Source organism: Mycolicibacterium sp. XJ1819 (assembly GCF_053483675.1).
The window spans coordinates 208,650-225,915 of sequence record NZ_JBEFST010000006.1 but is presented as its reverse complement, the minus strand read 5'-3'; the positions used below and the strand labels follow the sequence as shown (position 1 = coordinate 225,915).

Sequence of the window (17,266 nt, the reverse complement as noted above, 5' to 3'; positions counted from 1 at the left end):
TTAGGTCGTGCACGCGGCAATCAGCCACCTGGCCTCCTCGGGGTGGCGACGATGGCAGCGCCCCCTGGCCGACGCGTCAATGATGAACCCTCTGCGCCCCACAATCGGCCAGAATCGCAATCTTTATGAAGATAGAGATCCAGGTGGGCCGAACTCACTCCGGCAGTCGCAACTCGGGCTTTTCGACTTCCTCGATGTTGACGTCCTTGAACGTGATGACCCGGACCTGTTTGACGAAGCGCGCGGGCCGGTACATGTCCCACACCCAGGCATCGGTCAGTCGCAGTTCGAAATAGACCTCGCCCTCGGAGTTGCGAGGAACCAGTTCGACGTGGTTGGCGAGGTAGAAGCGCCGCTCGGTCTCCACGACATAGCTGAACTGTCCGACGATGTCCTTGTATTCGCGGTAGAGCGAGAGCTCCATCTCGGTCTCGTACTTCTCGAGATCTTCGGCACTCATCGGCTCAGCTGTCCTTCACGTCCATGTTGTTCCATCTTCCCCCACTCCAATCGGCTCTGCCGCTCGGGCTCCTTTCACGGACCGGCGGGCACCAGTTCGCCGTCGACCCTGACCAGGCGGCGCACGTTGATGAAGGAGTAGCGGTGCTGACCGCACGGCCCCAGTTCGGCCAGCGCCGCGCTGTGCGCCGGAGTGCTGTACCCCTTGTGATCGGCGAAGCCGTAGCCGGGATGCTCGTTCTCCAGCTTGACCATCAGCCGGTCGCGACTGACCTTGGCCAGCACACTGGCCGCCGCGATACACGCGGCCGCCGCATCGCCTCCGACCACCGGCAAGGAGGGCACCGGCAGGCCTGGCACCCGGAATCCGTCGGAGAGCACGTAACCGGGCCGCACCGACAGGCCCGCCACCGCCCGTCGCATCCCCTCGATGTTGGCCACATGTACCCCGCGCCGATCCACCTCCACCGACGGGATGAACACCACGTGGTAGGCCAGTGCGTAACGCCGGATCAGCGGGAACAATCGCTCGCGTTCGGCGGCGTTGAGTTTCTTCGAGTCGTCGAGGGCCGACAGGCTTTCCAGCCGGTTCGGGCCGAGCACACAGGCGGCCACCACCAACGGCCCCGCGCACGCCCCGCGGCCGACCTCGTCGACGCCCGCCACCGGGCCCAGCCCGCTGCGATACAGCGCGGATTCCAGGGTCCGCAGCCCCGAGGACTTCCGGATCACGGTTCGCGGAGGCCAGGTCGGCGGCAACTGCACTCCTATTGCGACTGAGAATTCACCTGCGGGTTCGGGCTGGCCACCCCGCCCCACCGCGACGGCGGCCAGGCGATGAACCGTGCCTTTCCGATCACATTGTCTACCGGGATGGTTCCGGCCTGTGGGTCACCCGTGCACAACAGGCCGCGTTGCGCGTCGGCGGGGCTGTTGGTGCAGTGCACACGCGAGTCCGCCGAGTGGGTGCGGTTGTCCCCCATCACCCACAGCCGGTCCTCGGGCACCTTCACCGGTCCGAACTCATTACCCAGGCACGGATAGATCTTCGGGTCCGCCGACATCGTGGTCGGGTCGAGGTACGGCTCGTCGAGGGGTTGGCCGTCGACGGTCAACCCGGTGCTCGCCCGGCACTCGACGGTCTGCCCGCCCACCGCGATGACGCGCTTGACCAGATCGTTCTCGTCGGGCGGGACGAACCCGACGAACGACAGCGCGTTCTGCACCCAGCGCAGTGCGGTGTTGTCGGAGCGGATGGATTTGTAGCCGATGCTCCAGTTCGGCGGGCCCTTGAACACGATCACGTCGCCGGGCTCCGGCGACGTGAACCGGTAGGTCAGCTTGTCGACCATGATGCGGTCGCCCGTGCAACCGGGGCAGCCGTGCAGCGTCGGCTCCATCGACTCCGAGGGGATCAGGTAGGGGCGCGCGACGAACGTCAGCATGACGTAATACAGGACCAGCGCGATCGAGACGAGGATCGCGAATTCGCGGACGGCGCCGTGCTTCTTCTTGGGCTGCTCGCCCTCGTTGTCCGGTTCGGCGTCCTCGAGCGTTGGCTCGACGGGCTGGTCGGGGTCGATAGAGGATCCGGTCACCGCATCAGGGTAGCCAGCACGGTGTTCACCCCCGCGCCGCTCACGTTCCACGGGTCAGGCCCCGGGGCCGACGCGACCCGCGGGCGCAGTCAGCGCTTTTCCTTGATCTTCGCCTTCTTGCCACGCAGTTCGCGCAGGTAGTACAGCTTGGCGCGGCGCACGTCACCGCGGGTGACGACCTCGATGCGGTCGACGTTGGGTGAGTGCACCGGGAAGGTCCGCTCGACGCCGACGCCGTAGCTCTCCTTGCGCACGGTGAAGGTCTCCCGGACACCACCGCCCTGCCGACGCAGCACGACACCCTTGAAGACCTGGATGCGCTCCTTGGAGCCCTCGATGACCTTCACGTGCACGTTTACCGTGTCGCCGGCGCCGAAGTCCGGGATGTCGTCGCGCAGCGACGCCTTATCGACGAAGTCCAGCGTGTTCATCGGTGACACTTCCTTGCGTGTTGGCGGCTGCCGGCGCTTCTGTCGCGAAAATGACGCGACGCCGGGCCGATCTATCGGGCGTATCGGGGTGCATCTCGCAGCGGGCGCACTCGGACCCGCGCGGACAACTGCTCAATTGTGCCAGACCCGCCCCTGCCGGGCGAAATCCAGGCGTACGCGAGCATAGTCGAGCGCGAAACGCTGGCCCGGCGGACACCGCGCGCCGGGCCACCGACGGTTAGGCTGATGAACAGCGGGTACGGCAGAGCAGGGAATCTTCAGCGAGGCTCATGAACTGCTTCTGCACGCTCAAGCGGACGAGGGAGGGCGATGCGGCGACGGCCGTCGAAGCTGGTCACCACGGTGACAGCGGTCAGCGTTGCGGTACTGGTCGGGTCCGGCTGCGAGGCCCTGGTGTACGGCACCCCGCCCGCGCAGCCCGCGGGCGAGCCCCTGATCGTCATCGCACCTCAGGGCAACATGGCCCCGCTTCCCGAGGCGCCGCCCGACGAACCGGCCGCCACGTTCAAGGGGCTGCAGGAGCGAACCGAGCAGGCCACCGCGGCCGCCGCGGCCTCAGGCGCCGACCTCACGGTCACGGTGCTGGATCGCAATACCGGCCAGACCGTGTCCAACGGCAACGCGATGGCGATGCCGATCGCGTCGGTGGTCAAGGTGTTCATCGCCGACGACCTGCTGCTGCAGGTGGCCGAGGGCAAGACACAACTGTCCCCCGAGGACCGCGAGGGCCTCGACGTGATGTTGCGGGCCTCCGACGACAGCGCGGCCGAGGTCTTCTGGAACCGCAGCGGCGGCAGCGACGTCATCGGCCGGATCAAGGACCGCTACGGCCTGAACGCCACCACCGCGCCCTACAACGGGCGCTGGTTCAACACGTTGAGCACGACCGCCGACATCGTCCACTACTACGACATGTTGCTGTCCGGCGCCGGCGGGTTGCCGCCCGAGCAGGCGAACATCATCCTGTCGGACCTGGCGCGGCACACCCCGACCGCACCGGACGGCACGGTTCCCGGCGGCGTGTATCCGCAGCGGTTCGGCATCCCCGACGGGCTCAACGCCGAACCCGTCGCGGTCAAACAGGGCTGGTTCTGCTGCTGGAACGGCGCCAACTGGGTCCACCTGTCGACGGGCGTGATCGGCCCGGATCGGCGTTACGTGATGGCGATCGGCTCGATGCAACCCACCGACGACGTGACCGCACGCGACACGATCACCGAGGCCGTCAAGACCATGTTCCCCGGCGGGCGAATCTAGTCCAGCAGGTCGGGACGGCGCTCACGCGTGCGGTGCAGGCTCTGCTCGCGGCGCCAGGCGGCGATCTTCGCGTGGTCGCCGGAGAGCAGGATCTCGGGCACGTCCAGCCCGCGCCAGCTCGGCGGCCGGGTGTAGCTCGGCCCTTCCAGCAACCCGTCGGAATGCGAATCGTCTTGATGTGACGCGGGATTGCCCAGCACCTCGGGAAGCAGTCGGACGACGGTCTCGATCATCACCAGCGCCGCCGACTCACCGCCGGGCAGCACGTAGTCACCGATCGACACCTCCTCCACACGCATCCGGCGCGCCGCATCGTCGACGACCCGCTGGTCGATGCCCTCGTAGCGCCCGCAGGCGAACACCAGATGCTGCTCTGCGCTCCACCGTTCGGCGTCGGCCTGGGTGAACAGCCGGCCTGCAGGGGTGGGGACCACCAGAAGCGTCTGTTCCGAACATATTTCGTCGAGCGCCTCGCCCCAGACCGGCGCCTTCATCACCATGCCCGGACCGCCGCCGTACGGGGTGTCATCCACCGAGCGGTGCACGTCATGGGTCCAGCGCCGCAGATCGTGGACGCCCAACTCGACGATGCCCGCCTCGATCGCCTTGCCCGGCAAGGATTGGCGTAGCGGATCGAGATATTCCGGAAAGATCGTCACCACGTCAATGCGCATGGGTCACCCGAGCTCGAGAAGTCCGTCGGGCGGGTCGATCTCGATCACCTGATCCGACAGCGACACCGACGTCACGATCGCCTTGACGAACGGCACCAGCACTTCGCGCTCGTCGCTGCGCACCGAAAGCAGTTCGCCCGCGGCGGTATGCAGTACCTCGGCGACGGTGCCCACCGGCACCCCATCGGTGGTGCGCACCGCCAGACCCTCGAGTTGATGGTCGTAGTACTCGTCGGGTTCCTCGATGGGCGGCAGGTCCGCCGAATCGACGACGAACACGATGCCGCGCAGCGCGTCGGCGGAATCGCGGTCGGTCACCCCCGCGATCCGCACGAGCAGTCGACCGCCGTGCGCGCGCACGGACTCGATGACGAAGTGGCGTTCTTCTCCGCCCTTGGCGGGTCTGCCACGCAGCGTGCTCCCGGCCGTGAAGCGGCTATCGGGGTCGTCGGTGCGGACCTCCACCACGACCTCGCCGGTGACGCCGTGGGCCTTCACCACCCGCCCGACAACGAGGTCCATCGCTGCAGCCCGTCGGCAAGCTACTGGTCGGTGTCCACCACGTCGACGCGGATACCGCGGCCGCCGATGCCGGCCACCAGCGTGCGCAGCGCCGTCGCAGTGCGGCCGCCACGGCCGATGACCTTGCCGAGGTCGTCGGGATGCACATGCACCTCCACGGTGCGACCGCGGCGGTTGGTCACCATGTCGACGCGGACGTCGTCCGGGTTGTCCACGATTCCGCGGACCAGATGCTCGACGGCGTCGACCACAACAGAGCCCACGCCGCTCAGCTCTCGGCCGACTCGGACTTGCCCGAGGCTTCAGCGCCCTCGCCGGCGGCGCCCTCGACGGTGGCGTCGGCACCCTCAGCGGCGGGCTCGGACTCGTCCTTGACCGGCGCTGCCGCAGGTTCGCCCTTCTCGGCCTTGTCTTCGGTCTTGTCGGCCTTGTCTTCGGCCTTGTCAGCCTTCTCGGCGGCCTTCTTGGCGGGTGCCTTCTTCTTCTTGGGCTGGGCCGCCTCGGCGGCCGAACCACCCTCGGCCTCGGCCAACGCCGCGTTGAACAGATCCAGCTTGCTGGGCTTGGCTTCCTTGACCTTCAGCGTGCCCTCGGCGCCCGGCAAGCCCTTGTACTTCTGCCAGTCACCGGTGATCTTCAGCAACGCCAGGACGGGTTCGGTGGGCTGGGCACCGACGCTGAGCCAGTACTGGGCCCGCTCCGAGTCGATCTCGATGAGGCTGGGCTCTTCCTTGGGGTGGTACCGGCCGATGACCTCGATCGCGCGGCCGTCGCGGCGGGTGCGGGCGTCGGCGACCGAGATGCGGTACTGGGGATTGCGGATCTTGCCAAGCCGGGTGAGCTTGATCTTGACAGCCATGATTGAGCGTCTTCTCCTGTGATTGCCACGCTGCAATTCAGCGATGCCGACGGATTTGTCCGCATCCGGTTTTGCCTTACGTGTGTGACCGCCACACAAGCGCCCAGCGAGGAGCCGGAGGCGGATCGCTTCGAGCGGGTCGCATGGCAGACAGTCATTCATTGTGCCAGAACACCCGCTAGCGGGCGAAATCGCGCGCTGCCTTTACAGTCGAGCCGAGCAATGTCACGCTCGGCCGGTGAATCCCGCCGACGACGCCACCATTCTTCGCGAGCTTCTCGAGATCGAGGCCCTCAAACAACTCAAGGCCCGGTACTGCCGCTACCTGGACACCAAGGACTGGGATGCGTGGCGCGCGCTGTTCGCAGACGACTTCCGCAGCGACACCTCCGAGGCCGGCGGCAAGGTCATCGTCGGCGCCGACGAATTCGTCGCGTTCGTGCGTAAAACGCTGGAAAAGCAGCCGACCGTGCATCAGGTGCACGCACCGGAGATCGAACTGACCTCGCCGACCACCGCCCGCGGGGTGTGGGCGCTCAACGACGTCGTCCGGCTGGCGCCCGCGCTGAACCTCGACGGCTACGGCCACTACCACGAGACCTACCAGAAAACCGACGGACAGTGGCGCTTGACCAGTTCCACACTGACGCGGTTACGCACCGACATCTTCAATCCGCTGTTCTCCGTTCGCGTTTCGGACCGCCTCAGCCGGGCGGCGGGCAAGCTCACGCGCTGAGTCGGGTCAGATACCGAGGACGGCCTTGGCGATCAGGAAGTAGATCAGCAGGCCGGTGGCGTCCACGAAGGTCGTGATGAAGGGGTTGGAGAACACCGCCGGGTCGGCGCCGATCGCCCTGGCCACCAACGGCATCACCCCGCCCACCGTGGCCGCCATGGTGCACACCGTCAGCAGGGCCAGCCCGATCACGGCGCCCAGCGCCGGGTCGTAGACCAGGCTGGTCAGCAGGTAGGCCGCCCCACCCAGCAGCAGGCCCAGCGCGAACCCCACCCGGAACTCCCGGAACATCACCTTGAACAGGTCGGCGGGGCCGACGTCGCCGAGTGCCAGCGCCCTGGTGACCGTGGTGGCGGCCTGGTTGCCGGTGTTGCCGCCGGTGCCGATCAGCAGCGGGACGAACAGGACCAACGCCACCACCTCGGCGAGCGTGGCCTCGAACACCTCCAGCACCTGCACGGTCAGCGTGGCGCCGATGGCCAGCACGAGCAGCCACACCACCCGTGATCGGACCAGGTTGGCCACCGGCGCGCTGAGGTACGGACGCCGCAGCGGTTCCACACCGCTGATGCGGGCCTGGTCTTCGGAGTCGGCGTCTTCGAGGATGCGTAACGCGTCGTCGACGGTGAGGATCCCGACCAGGCGGGTTTCGTTGTCGACGATCGGCAGCGCCAGCAGCTTGAGATCGGCGCACCGGCGCGCGGTCGCCTCGGCGTTGTCGGTGGCGACGGCCCAGTGCGCCGGGCGCATCACCTCGCCGATCGTCGTCTCGGATGCGGCGCCGAGCAGGTCTCGCAGGCGCACGACACCCACCAGCACCCGCTGGTCGTCGGTGACCGGCAGGGTGTAGACGGTCTCGGCGTCCTCGAGGTGACTGGAGACCCGTTCCAATGCCTGCGCCACGGTGAATTGCGGCCGCACCGAGACGAACTCGGGGCTCATCCGGCGGCCGATCGATCCGTGCGGATAGCCGAGGATGTCGGCGGTCATCGCGCGTTCGGCCGGGGGCAGCCCCTGCAACAGCCGACGCACCACGCCGGCGGGGAGTTCGTCGAGCAGTTCGACGCGGTCGTCGGGGGTCAGGTCGGCGAACAGCGCGGCGACCGTGTCGTCCTGTAGGGCCCCGACCAACTCGCCACGCAGGCTGGGGTCGAGGTCCTCGAACACGTCCACGGCCACCGGTTTGGGCAGCACCCGGTAGAGCACCGCGCGCTGCCTGCGGTCGAGCCGTTCGAGGATCTCGACGATCTCCTCGGTCGACAGTGTGCGAACCGCGGCGGTCAAACCCGCCATGTCCACCTCGTTGAGCAGGTCGACCACGGTTTTGACGGAGACAGCCGAGCGGTCGGTCACCTCGCGGTCCCGGTCAGATCAGTTTGTCGAAACACTTTTCCTCCACTCGTCGGCTCATCCGCCATCCCTGGGCGGTGCGCACGAACTCGTCGACGTACCAGATGCCGACGAAGTACACCTGCCTGGCCTCCCCCTGGTCCCCGCCACCCATCACCATCGGGTTGAAGCAGATCGCCCGCGAGGTCGCGCGGTCGCCGGCCGCATCGTAAGAGATGCGGATATCGACGTTGCCCAGCATGTGGTAGTACGCCGGGAAGTTCGGCAGCACCTCCTTGAGCCAGGCTTTCACCTCCGGAAACTTGCCGTCGATGCCCCCGGTCACCCGGTAGTCGATGTAGGCGTCCGGGGTGAACACCCGGTCGAGGTCGTCGAATTGCTTCTGGTCGATGGCGGTCGAGTAGTCGATCAACAACTGCTGGATCTCCAAGCGATCCGAAATCTCCTCCAGGCTCAACATGCGTCGATTCAACACGACTACGCTCGCTGCCCATGCGCAAGTATGTGGCCGTTTTGACCGCGGCGATCGTCTGCGTCCTGACGGCGCTCGCCCCGACGGCGTCGTCCGCGCCCGTCGGCGTCAGCCAGCCGCCGGGTTCGGTGCCGGTACCCGAGGGACCGGCGCAGGCCTGGATCATCGCCGATATGGACAGCGGGGCGGTGCTCGCCGCGCGCGACGAATACGGCCAGCACGCCCCCGCGAGCACCATCAAGGTGCTGTTGGCGCTGACCGTCCTCGACGAGCTGCCGCTGGACGCCACCATCGTCGCCAACGAGGCCGACACCGTGGTCGAATGCAACTGCGCGGGGGTGGCCCCCGGCCAGGTCTACACCGTGCGCCAGCTGCTCGAGGCGCTGCTGCTGGTGTCCGGCAACGACGCCGCCAACACGCTGGCCACCATGCTCGGCGGCCACGAGACCGCGGTGATGAAGATGAACGGCAAAGCGGCGCTGCTCGGCGCGTTCGGAACCAACGCCGGTTCCCCGTCGGGTCTGGACGGGCCGGGCATCGCGATGTGGTCCTCGCCGCACGACCTCGCGGTCATCTTCCGCGCCGCGATGGCTGACCCGGTGTTCGCGCAGATCACCGCCCAGCCCTCCGCAGTGTTCCCGACCGAGACCGGCGACAAGGTCCTGGTGAACCAGGACGAGCTGCTCAAGCGCTATCCGGGCACCCTCGGCGGCAAGACCGGCTACACCGACATCGCCAAGAAGACCTTCGTCGGCGCGGCCGCTCGTCACGGTAAGCGGCTGGTCATCGCGTTGATGTTCGGCATGGACGAACCCGGCGGCCCCACCTACTGGGACCAGGCGGCCGCGCTGCTGGACTGGGGGTTCGCGTTGGCGCCGAACACCGGTGTCGGTTCGCTCTGACCGGCGGCGTTGCCGAATCGCAACGCTGCCGAGACCGTAGCGGGTAACGCGGCGGTTACGCTCGGCGGCCATGCGAAAGCTGCTGGCCGCGTTGGCTATTGCGCTGAGCGCGGCGGTGGTGGCCGCTCCCCTGGCGTCCGCGCAGTCCGGTGTCGGGCCGGCGGGGGCCGTCGCGGTGCCGGACGGTCCCGCCCAGTCGTGGGTGTTGGCCGATCTCGACACCGGCCGGATCCTGGCCTCCCGCAACCCTTATGAGCCGCACGCCCCGGCCAGCACGATCAAGGCACTGCTGGCGATGGTGGTGCTCGATCACCTGCCGCTCAACGGGGTGATCCGCGCCAGCCAGGCCGCCGCTGATGTCGAATGCTCATGCGCGGGGGTGAAGGCGGGCCGGTCTTATACGGTGCGTCAACTGCTCGACGGGCTGATGCTGGTGTCGGGCAACGACGCGGCCAATGTGCTTGCCGACGGCTTGGGCGGTTACCGGGGCGCTACAGCGAGGATGAACGCCAAAGCCGCGGCGTTGGGGGCGCGTGCCACGAAGGCGTCGTCACCGTCGGGGTTGGACGGCCCCGGCATGGAATCGGTCACCACGGCCAACGATCTCGCGGTGATCTACCGTGCCGCGCTGCGGTATCCGGCCTTCGCCGCGATCGTGCAACAACCGTCGTCGCTGTTCCCCACCGATGACGGGCCCAAAACCATCACCAATCAGAACAAGCTGTTGAAGCGCTACCCCGGCACGCTGGTCGGCAAGACCGGCTACACCAACCTCGCGCGCAACACGTATGTCGCTGCGGCTGCCCGCAATGGGCGGCGGCTGGTGGTCGCGCAGCTGTACGGCACCGGCGACCTCTACGGTCAGGCCATCGACCTGTTCGACTGGGGCTTTCGCCAGTAACCTCCGCGAAACCGCACCGGCGCAGCGAAAGTGCGAGAACGGACCGGCCGGAATGCAGTTTCGCGGTCAGGTGTAGGCGCGCCCGCGCAGGATCACCAGGTCCGGGTTGTTGAGAATGCCCGCGCCGGTACGCGGATCCTCGCGGTAGCACACCAGGTCGGCCTGGGCGCCGTGCTGCAAGCTGGGCCGGCCCAGCCAGTCGCGGGCGTCCCAGCACGCCGCCCCCAGCGCCTGCGTCGGGCTCATCCCGATGCCCTTGAGCGCCTCGACCTCATCGGCGATGCGCCCGTGGGCGACCATGCTGCCCGCGTCGGTGCCGGCATAGATCGGCACGCCGGCCTCCCGCGCGGCCCCCACCCGTGCCGCGCACTTGTCGTGAAGATCCCGCATGTGGCGCGCGTAGGCCGGATACCTGGCGGCCGCGTCGGCGATGCCGGGGAAGTTCTCGATGTTGATCAACGTCGGCACCAACGCGGTGCCGTGCTCGACCATCAAGTCGATGGTGTCGTCGGTCAGCCCGGTGCCGTGTTCGATGCAGTCGATGCCTGCGGTGATCAGCCCCGGCAGCGCGTCCTCGCCGAACACGTGCGCCGTCACCCGGGCCCCGTTGGCGTGGGCGGCGTCGATCGCGGCCTTGAGCACGTCGTCGGACCACAACGGCGCGAGGTCGCCGATGTCGCGGTCGATCCAGTCGCCGACCAGCTTCACCCAGCCGTCACCGAAGCGGGCCTGCTCGGCCACCGCGTTCGGCAACTGCGCCGGGTCGTCGAGTTCGATCGCGAACCCGCGCTGGTAGCGCTTGGGTTTCGCGAGGTGGCGGCCCGCGCGGATGATCTCCGGCAGGTCGTCGTGCTCGGCCAGCGGACGGGTGTCGATGGGCGAACCGGCGTCGCGCAGCAGCAGCGCACCGACGTCGCGTTCGACTTCAGCCTGCGCGATGCAGTCGTCGAGGTTGTCCAGCGCTCCGTGTTCGCCGAGGCCGACGTGGCAGTGCGCGTCGACCAGACCGGGCAAAATCCAGCCCCCGTCGAAAACGGTTACCGCATCCGCCACCGGTTCGGCGCTGAGCACGCCGCGGCGCAGGTGCTCTTCGCCCGAGGGCTCGTCGACGATCCACCATTCCACCGGCCCGGCGTCGGGCAAGCCGCGGCCGCGGACGTGTAGCCGGGTCAATTTTTCGGGAACTTCAGCTTCGACAGGTCGATGTCGGCCAGACCCGGGGGCAGCTCGTCGAGCCCCTTCGGCATGTCGGACAGGTCGGGGAAACCGCCCGGCAGCCCGGCGGCCAGCGGATTGCGTACCTTCGGCGGCGTCGGCCCCCGCCCGCCCTTCTTGCCCTTGCCCTTCTTCTTGTTCTTGCCGCCCTTGCGTGACGACTTGCGACCGAACGGCATGCCCATCTGGCCCGCCATCTGCGACATCATCTTGCGCGCCTCGAAGAACCGCTCCACCAGCTGGTTGACCTCGCCGACGGTCACGCCGGACCCGTTGGCGATGCGCAACCGGCGCGACCCGTTGATGATCTTGGGGTCGGCGCGCTCCTCGGGTGTCATGCCCCGGATGATCGCCTGCAACCGGTCCAGGGATTTGTCGTCGACGGCGGCCAGCGCGTCCTTCATCTGGCCGGCGCCGGGCAGCATGCCCAACAGGTTGCCGATCGGGCCCATCTTGCGGATCGCCAGCATCTGCTCGAGGAAGTCCTCCAGCGTCAGCTCACCGCTGCCGATCTTGTGGGCGGCCTCCTCGGCCTTCTGGGCGTCGAAGACCTGCTCGGCCTGCTCGATCAGCGTGAGCACGTCGCCCATGCCGAGAATGCGGCTGGCCATCCGGTCGGGATGGAAGACGTCGAAGTCCTCGAGCTTCTCACCCGCCGACGCGAACAGGATCGGCACGCCGGTGATCTCGCGCACCGACAGCGCCGCACCGCCGCGCGCGTCGCCGTCGAGCTTGGTCAGCACCACGCCGGTGAACCCGACGCCCTCACGGAACGACTCGGCCGTCGTGACGGCGTCCTGGCCGATCATCGCGTCGAGCACGAACAGCACTTCGTCGGGGTTGACGGCGTCGCGGATCGCGGCGGCCTGGCTCATCAACTCCTCGTCGATGCCCAACCGGCCGGCGGTGTCGACGATGACGACGTCGTAGAGCTTGTCCTTGGCCTCCTGCAGGCCGGCAGCGGCCACCGCGACCGGGTCACCGGGCGCCGCTCCCTCGGCCTGGCCCTCCGGGCCCACCCCGGGATGCGGGGCGAACACGTCGACGCCCGCGCGTTCGCCGACGATCTGCAGCTGGCTGACCGCGCCCGGCCGCTGCAGGTCACACGCCACCAACAGCGGCCTGTTACCTTGTCCGCGAAGCCATTTCGCGAGTTTGCCGGCCAGCGTGGTCTTACCAGAGCCCTGCAGGCCCGCGAGCATGATCACGGTCGGCGGGGTCTTGGCGAACGCCAGCTGGCGCGTCTCGCCGCCGAGGATGGCGATCAGTTCGTCGTTGACGATCTTGACGACCTGCTGGGCGGGGTTGAGCGCCTCGGACACCTCCGCGCCCTTGGCGCGTTCCTTGATGCGGGCCACGAAGTCACGCACCACGGGTAGCGACACGTCGGCTTCCAGCAGCGCCAGCCGTATCTCGCGGGTGGTCGCGTCGATATCGGCGTCGGTCAACCGTCCCTTGCCACGCAGCCCCTGCAGGGCGCCGGTCAACCGGTCGGACAGCGATTCAAACACGCTGTCCAGCCTAACCGGCGTCGGATTTCCGCTTCGGAGGTGCGGGCAGCGCCGCATACAGGTCGCGCTCGATCGCCTCACGCACGATCGCGCTGTCGCCCGCCACCGTGATGCCGAACACATCGACCACCGACGAGCCCATGGTGGTGACCTTCGCCCACGCGATGTCCACGTCGTCACGTTCGAAGACGGCGGTCAGCCGCGCCAACAACCCGGCGCGGTCGGTGCTGCGGACCTGCACCACCAGCTCACCAGGCGTCGCTCCGGTCGCCCACAGCACGCGCGGCGGTGCGGGCGCGTGGCTGATCGGCACCGCGTCTGGCACCTGCCCGGCGCGGGTGGCGCCGTGCTGCGCGGAGTCGTCGTCGCGTTTGTCCAGCGACGCCAGCACGTCCAGTTCGCCGTCCAGGGCCAGGATGAACTGCTGCCGCAACAGCCCGGCCGCCGGCGGGGATCCGAAATGGGGCGAGACGACGAACGTGTTGATCGCCGTACCCTGGTGGCCGTTGACCGACGCGGAGTGCACCCGCAGCGCGTTGAGGGCCAGCACGCCCGCGGCCTTGGACAGCAGCCCGGGGCGGTCCGGCGCGATCATCGTGACGTGGTAGATGTGCGCGCCGTCGCCGGGGCTGAGTTCGACGTGCACGCCCACATCAGAGGCCAGCGAAAGATAGTGTGGGTCAATGGGATCGGGCTGCGGCAGCGGCTCACCGGCCATCACCAGCCTGCACCGGCGCACCAAGTCGCCGACCAGCGACGCCCGCCAGTCCCCCCACACGCCCGGACCGGTGGCCAGCGAGTCCGCTTCGGTCAGCACGGCAAGCAACTCCAGCAGCACGAGGTCGCCGTCGAGTGCGTCGGCCACCGCCGCGATGGTGTCGGGGTCCTGGAGGTCGCGACGGGTCGCGGTGTGCGGAAGCAGCAGGTGATGACGCACCAACTTGGACAACAACTCGACGTCGGAGGGCCACAACCCCAACCGGGTGCCGATCTGGGTGGCCAATTCCGCGCCGATGACGCTGTGGTCGCCGCCGCGGCCCTTGCCGATGTCATGACACAGCGCACCGAGCAGCAGCAGATCCGGGCGGGACACGCGGGTGGTGAAAGCGCTTGCCTGCGCGACGGTTTCGACCAGATGACGGTCGACTGTCCAGATGTGGATGATATCGCGCGGCGGAAGGTCGCGCACCGCTCCCCATTCCGGGAACAGCCTGCCCCACAGGCCGGTGCGGTCGAGCGCCTCGATGGTGGCCACCACCGCCGGGCCCGCCGCGAGCATCACCAACAGGTCCTTGAGCGCCTGACGCGGCCACGGGGCGCGCAGTTCGGGCGCGCTCTCGGCGAGCCGGCCCAGCGTGGCCGCCGCCATCGGCAGCCCGGTCGCGGCCGAGGCGGCCGCCACCCGCAGGATCAGTCCGGGGTCGCGCTCGGGCCGGGCGTCGCGGGCCAGGATGACCTCCCCGGCGAACTCGACGACGCCCTCGTCGAGGGGGCGGCGAACGGGACGACGGAATGCCGCCAAACCCCGGCGGGGCAGCGCGTTCGCCGCGGTACGCAACCCCGCGTCGACGTAGAAGCTGATCGTGCGGGCCGCATCGGAAAGCATGCGGGCCAGGTCGAACCGGTCGCCGATGTGCAGCGCGGCGCCGATCTCGTCGGCGTGCTGAGCCAGCAGCAGTTCGCGCCCACTGCCGGACACCCGGTGCAGTTCGGTGCGGACGTTGAGCAGCGCCATGTGCGCGTCACCCAGGCTGGCGATCAGCGACGCCGACGACCGGTTCGGGTACACGTCGGCCAACTGCGCGATCGCGAGCGCGTTGAGCAGTTGCACATCGCGCAGCCCCCCGCGACCGCATTTGAGGTCCGGCTCGGCGCGGTGTGCGATCTGCCCGCTGCGCTGCCAGCGCGCTTCGGTCTGATTCACCAGTTCTTCGAAGCGCGAAGCGATTCCGGTGCGCCACTGCCGCCGGGCCCCGCCGATCAGCGACGACGACAATGCTGGATCGCCCGCGATGTGCCTGGCCTCCAGCATCGCCAGCCCGGCCGAGATGTCCTCACCGGCGACAGCCAACGCCTCCGGCACCGTGCGCACGCTGTGATCGATGCGGATGTTGGCGTCCCACAACGGGTACCACAGCAGCTCCGCGATCCGGCCGACCTGCTCGCGCGGCATGCCGTCGTGCAGCAGCATCAGGTCCAGATCGGAGTACGGCACCAGCTCGCCGCGCCCGAGCCCACCGGTCGCGACGATCGCGAAGCCGCTGGTCTCGGTGACACCGATCTCGGCCGCCTTTGCCGTGAACCAGAATTCGTGCAGCTCCAACAAAGCCCGCCGCAGCGCCGCCGGCTCCAGAGGTTGAGCGCTGCCGGTGACGAGTTGCTCGGCGGCGGCGGTCAGGTCCGTCGCTGGCCGCGGGGTACCCACCGGAGCCGACGGGCCACCGACTCCGGCCGCCGCCGGAGTTCCTCCTCGAGGCGCTCCGGCGGCGGGATCTGGTTTCTGCGTTGCCATTTCGTTGTCTTCCCCTGACCATCGACCGGACACGGGCATGGTCAGGAGTCCACTTCTCAGTTGCGCGCGGAACTCAAAGGGCGTCGGCTCCGCGTTCGCCGGTGCGGACCCGCACCACCGTTTCGACGGGGCTGACCCACACCTTGCCGTCGCCGATCTTGCCGGTGCGCGCGGCCTGCACGATCACGTCCACCACCTTGTCGACCGCGGCGTCGTCGACCACGACCTCCACCCGCACCTTTGGCACGAAGTCCACGGAGTACTCCGCGCCGCGGTACACCTCGGTGTGCCCCTTCTGCCGGCCGTAGCCCTGCACCTCACTGACGGTCATACCGAGGATGCCCGTTTGTTCGAGACCGGTCTTCACGTCTTCGAGCGTGAACGGCTTGATGATCGCAGTAATCAGCTTCATGTGGTCGATCCCTTCCGATGAAATTGTTGCCGATCAGACGAGTTCATAAGCCGTTTCGGCATGCTGGGTCTCATCGATGCCGGTGTCCTCGTCTTCCTTGCTGACGCGCCACCCCATCGGCTTCACGACGAAGGCGATGATGGCGGTCATGATGCCAGTGAACACCACTGCCGCCGCGGCGATCACAACCTGTACGACCAACTGCGCCGCGCCGCCGCCGTAGAACAGGCCCGTTTCGGTGGCCAGCAGGCCGATGGCGACGGTGCCCCACAGCCCCGACACCAGGTGCACGCCCACCACGTCGAGTGAGTCGTCGTAGCCGAGCTTGTACTTCAGGCTGATCGCCAACGCCGAGAGCATGCCCGCGACGGCACCCAGGATCAGCGACCCGACCGGTGACAGTGCCCCGCAGGCCGGGGTGATCGCGACCAGACCGGCGACGATGCCCGATGCGGCGCCGACGCTGGTGGCGTGGCCGTCACGAATGCGCTCCACCACCAACCAGCCCAGCATTGCCGCCGCGGTGGCCGCGGTCGTGTTGACCCACACCTGTCCGGCGATCATGTCCGCGGCGCCTTCGGACCCGACGTTGAAGCCGTACCAGCCGAACCACAGGATCGCCGCGCCGAGCATCACGAACGGGATGTTGTGCGGGCGAAACGCCATCCTGCCGAAGTTGGTGCGCTTGCCGATCAGGATCACCAGCACCAGCGCCGCCATCCCGGCGTTGATGTGCACGACGGTGCCGCCCGCGAAGTCGATCGGTGCGACGTTGGCCGCCCCCGCGTCAGCGTCGTACCCGAACAGCCACGACGCGATGCTGTTCTCGGCGCCCGACAACAGGCCTCCGCCCCAGACCATGTGCGCCAGAGGGAAATACACCAGGGTCACCCACAGCCCGCCGAACACCAGCCAGGTGCCGAACTTCACCCGCTCGGCCACCGCGCCACTGATCAGCGCCACGGTGATCACCGCGAAGGTCAGTTGGAATCCGGCCCAGACGATGGCGGGCACCGAGCCGAACCCGCCGAGCACGAACAGCGACTCGCCGGCGACTTCTCTGGTCTCCAACAGCTGACTCAGGCCGAACAACGAGAACGGGTTGTCGAAGATCCCCAGGATGTCGCTCTGCCCGGTGTGTGCCGACGCGAACGACATCGAGTAGCCCCACAGCACATAGATGACGCTGACCAGGCCCAGCGACCCGAACGACATCATCATCATGTTGAGGACCGACTTCTGGCGGGACAGTCCGCCGTAGAAGAACGCCAGGCCCGGTGTCATGAACAACACGAGCGCCGCCGCGGCGAGCACCCACGCCGTGTCGCCCGAACTCAGCCCGTCGGGGCCGAACGGTGCGAAGGCGTCGTCGGGTAGAGCTAGAGGTAAGGCTGAAACCACTTTGTGTGAACCTCCTTGGGAAGTGCGCCGAAA

19 protein-coding genes are annotated in these 17,266 nt (G+C 68.1%); 4 read left to right on the top strand and 15 right to left on the bottom strand.

The features are described 5' to 3' along the window. Nucleotides 1-154: 154 nt before the first annotated feature. The 4 genes from ABQE89_RS08810 to rplS all read right to left on the bottom strand — a co-directional run bounded on the left by ABQE89_RS08810 (nucleotide 155) and on the right by rplS (nucleotide 2,488). A complete protein-coding gene (locus ABQE89_RS08810; RefSeq protein WP_448415918.1) occupies nucleotides 155-460 on the bottom strand; it encodes a DUF2469 domain-containing protein in 306 nt (101 codons plus the stop codon). Nucleotides 461-534: 74 nt separating this feature from the next. Next, nucleotides 535-1,218, bottom strand: a complete 684-nt coding sequence (locus tag ABQE89_RS08805; protein WP_448415917.1) for a ribonuclease HII — start codon at nucleotides 1,216-1,218, stop codon at nucleotides 535-537. Between the two features lie 8 nt (nucleotides 1,219-1,226). Further along, the gene (lepB, locus tag ABQE89_RS08800; RefSeq protein WP_448415916.1) at nucleotides 1,227-2,057 is read right to left on the bottom strand and encodes a signal peptidase I; all 831 of its coding nucleotides are present in this window, start codon (nucleotides 2,055-2,057) and stop codon (nucleotides 1,227-1,229) included. A gap of 89 nt (nucleotides 2,058-2,146) precedes the next feature. Further along, the gene (rplS, locus tag ABQE89_RS08795; protein WP_448415915.1) at nucleotides 2,147-2,488 is read right to left on the bottom strand and encodes a 50S ribosomal protein L19; all 342 of its coding nucleotides are present in this window, start codon (nucleotides 2,486-2,488) and stop codon (nucleotides 2,147-2,149) included. Nucleotides 2,489-2,818: 330 nt separating this feature from the next. Between rplS and ABQE89_RS08790 the strand changes: the two genes are divergently transcribed. Continuing rightward, nucleotides 2,819-3,766, top strand: a complete 948-nt coding sequence (locus ABQE89_RS08790) for a serine hydrolase (RefSeq protein WP_448415914.1) — start codon at nucleotides 2,819-2,821, stop codon at nucleotides 3,764-3,766. Here the strand turns inward: ABQE89_RS08790 and trmD are convergent. From trmD to rpsP, 4 genes are read right to left on the bottom strand one after another with little or no spacing between them, the layout of a single operon-like run. After that, entirely contained in the window at nucleotides 3,763-4,440 is a 678-nt protein-coding gene (gene trmD / locus ABQE89_RS08785) for a tRNA (guanosine(37)-N1)-methyltransferase TrmD (protein WP_448415913.1), read from the bottom strand. The genes ABQE89_RS08790 and trmD overlap by 4 nt on opposite strands. A gap of 3 nt (nucleotides 4,441-4,443) precedes the next feature. Beyond that, nucleotides 4,444-4,962 carry a ribosome maturation factor RimM gene (gene rimM, locus ABQE89_RS08780; RefSeq protein WP_448415912.1) on the bottom strand — a complete coding sequence of 173 codons (519 nt, stop codon included), beginning with the start codon at nucleotides 4,960-4,962 and terminating at the stop codon, nucleotides 4,444-4,446. Between the two features lie 20 nt (nucleotides 4,963-4,982). Next, nucleotides 4,983-5,225 (bottom strand): RNA-binding protein, encoded by a 243-nt coding sequence (locus ABQE89_RS08775; protein ID WP_448415911.1) that lies wholly within the window; start codon nucleotides 5,223-5,225, stop codon nucleotides 4,983-4,985. A gap of 5 nt (nucleotides 5,226-5,230) precedes the next feature. Further along, entirely contained in the window at nucleotides 5,231-5,821 is a 591-nt protein-coding gene (rpsP, locus tag ABQE89_RS08770; RefSeq protein WP_448415910.1) for a 30S ribosomal protein S16, read from the bottom strand. Nucleotides 5,822-6,059: 238 nt separating this feature from the next. On the opposite strand from rpsP, the gene ABQE89_RS08765 reads away from it, so the two are divergent. Next, a complete protein-coding gene (locus ABQE89_RS08765; RefSeq protein ID WP_448415909.1) occupies nucleotides 6,060-6,557 on the top strand; it encodes a nuclear transport factor 2 family protein in 498 nt (165 codons plus the stop codon). A gap of 6 nt (nucleotides 6,558-6,563) precedes the next feature. Here ABQE89_RS08765 and mgtE read toward each other — a convergent pair whose 3' ends face one another. Both mgtE and ABQE89_RS08755 read right to left on the bottom strand, forming a co-directional pair. Beyond that, a complete protein-coding gene (gene mgtE / locus ABQE89_RS08760; RefSeq protein ID WP_448415908.1) occupies nucleotides 6,564-7,910 on the bottom strand; it encodes a magnesium transporter in 1,347 nt (448 codons plus the stop codon). A gap of 13 nt (nucleotides 7,911-7,923) precedes the next feature. Beyond that, complete coding sequence (locus ABQE89_RS08755; RefSeq protein ID WP_448415907.1) at nucleotides 7,924-8,367, bottom strand: nuclear transport factor 2 family protein; 444 nt, start codon at nucleotides 8,365-8,367, stop codon at nucleotides 7,924-7,926. Nucleotides 8,368-8,399: 32 nt separating this feature from the next. On the opposite strand from ABQE89_RS08755, the gene ABQE89_RS08750 reads away from it, so the two are divergent. Both ABQE89_RS08750 and ABQE89_RS08745 read left to right on the top strand, forming a co-directional pair. Further along, entirely contained in the window at nucleotides 8,400-9,281 is an 882-nt protein-coding gene (locus tag ABQE89_RS08750; RefSeq protein WP_448415906.1) for a D-alanyl-D-alanine carboxypeptidase family protein, read from the top strand. Nucleotides 9,282-9,351: 70 nt separating this feature from the next. Beyond that, nucleotides 9,352-10,182: a D-alanyl-D-alanine carboxypeptidase family protein gene (locus ABQE89_RS08745; protein WP_448415905.1), complete on the top strand. Its 831-nt coding sequence runs from the start codon at nucleotides 9,352-9,354 to the stop codon at nucleotides 10,180-10,182. 66 nt (nucleotides 10,183-10,248) lie between these two features. Here the strand turns inward: ABQE89_RS08745 and ABQE89_RS08740 are convergent, their stop codons facing one another. From ABQE89_RS08740 to ABQE89_RS08720, 5 genes are all read right to left on the bottom strand, one after another. Further along, the gene (locus ABQE89_RS08740; RefSeq protein ID WP_448415904.1) at nucleotides 10,249-11,355 is read right to left on the bottom strand and encodes an amidohydrolase family protein; all 1,107 of its coding nucleotides are present in this window, start codon (nucleotides 11,353-11,355) and stop codon (nucleotides 10,249-10,251) included. Further along, nucleotides 11,352-12,908, bottom strand: a complete 1,557-nt coding sequence (gene ffh, locus ABQE89_RS08735; protein ID WP_448415903.1) for a signal recognition particle protein — start codon at nucleotides 12,906-12,908, stop codon at nucleotides 11,352-11,354. The genes ABQE89_RS08740 and ffh overlap by 4 nt, the downstream gene beginning before the upstream one ends. 10 nt (nucleotides 12,909-12,918) lie before the next feature. Then, nucleotides 12,919-15,420 carry a [protein-PII] uridylyltransferase gene (locus tag ABQE89_RS08730; RefSeq protein WP_448415902.1) on the bottom strand — a complete coding sequence of 834 codons (2,502 nt, stop codon included), beginning with the start codon at nucleotides 15,418-15,420 and terminating at the stop codon, nucleotides 12,919-12,921. A 73-nt stretch (nucleotides 15,421-15,493) separates the two neighbouring features. Then, complete coding sequence (locus ABQE89_RS08725; protein WP_448415901.1) at nucleotides 15,494-15,832, bottom strand: P-II family nitrogen regulator; 339 nt, start codon at nucleotides 15,830-15,832, stop codon at nucleotides 15,494-15,496. A gap of 33 nt (nucleotides 15,833-15,865) precedes the next feature. After that, complete coding sequence (locus ABQE89_RS08720; protein WP_448415900.1) at nucleotides 15,866-17,233, bottom strand: ammonium transporter; 1,368 nt, start codon at nucleotides 17,231-17,233, stop codon at nucleotides 15,866-15,868. Nucleotides 17,234-17,266 lie beyond the last annotated feature (33 nt).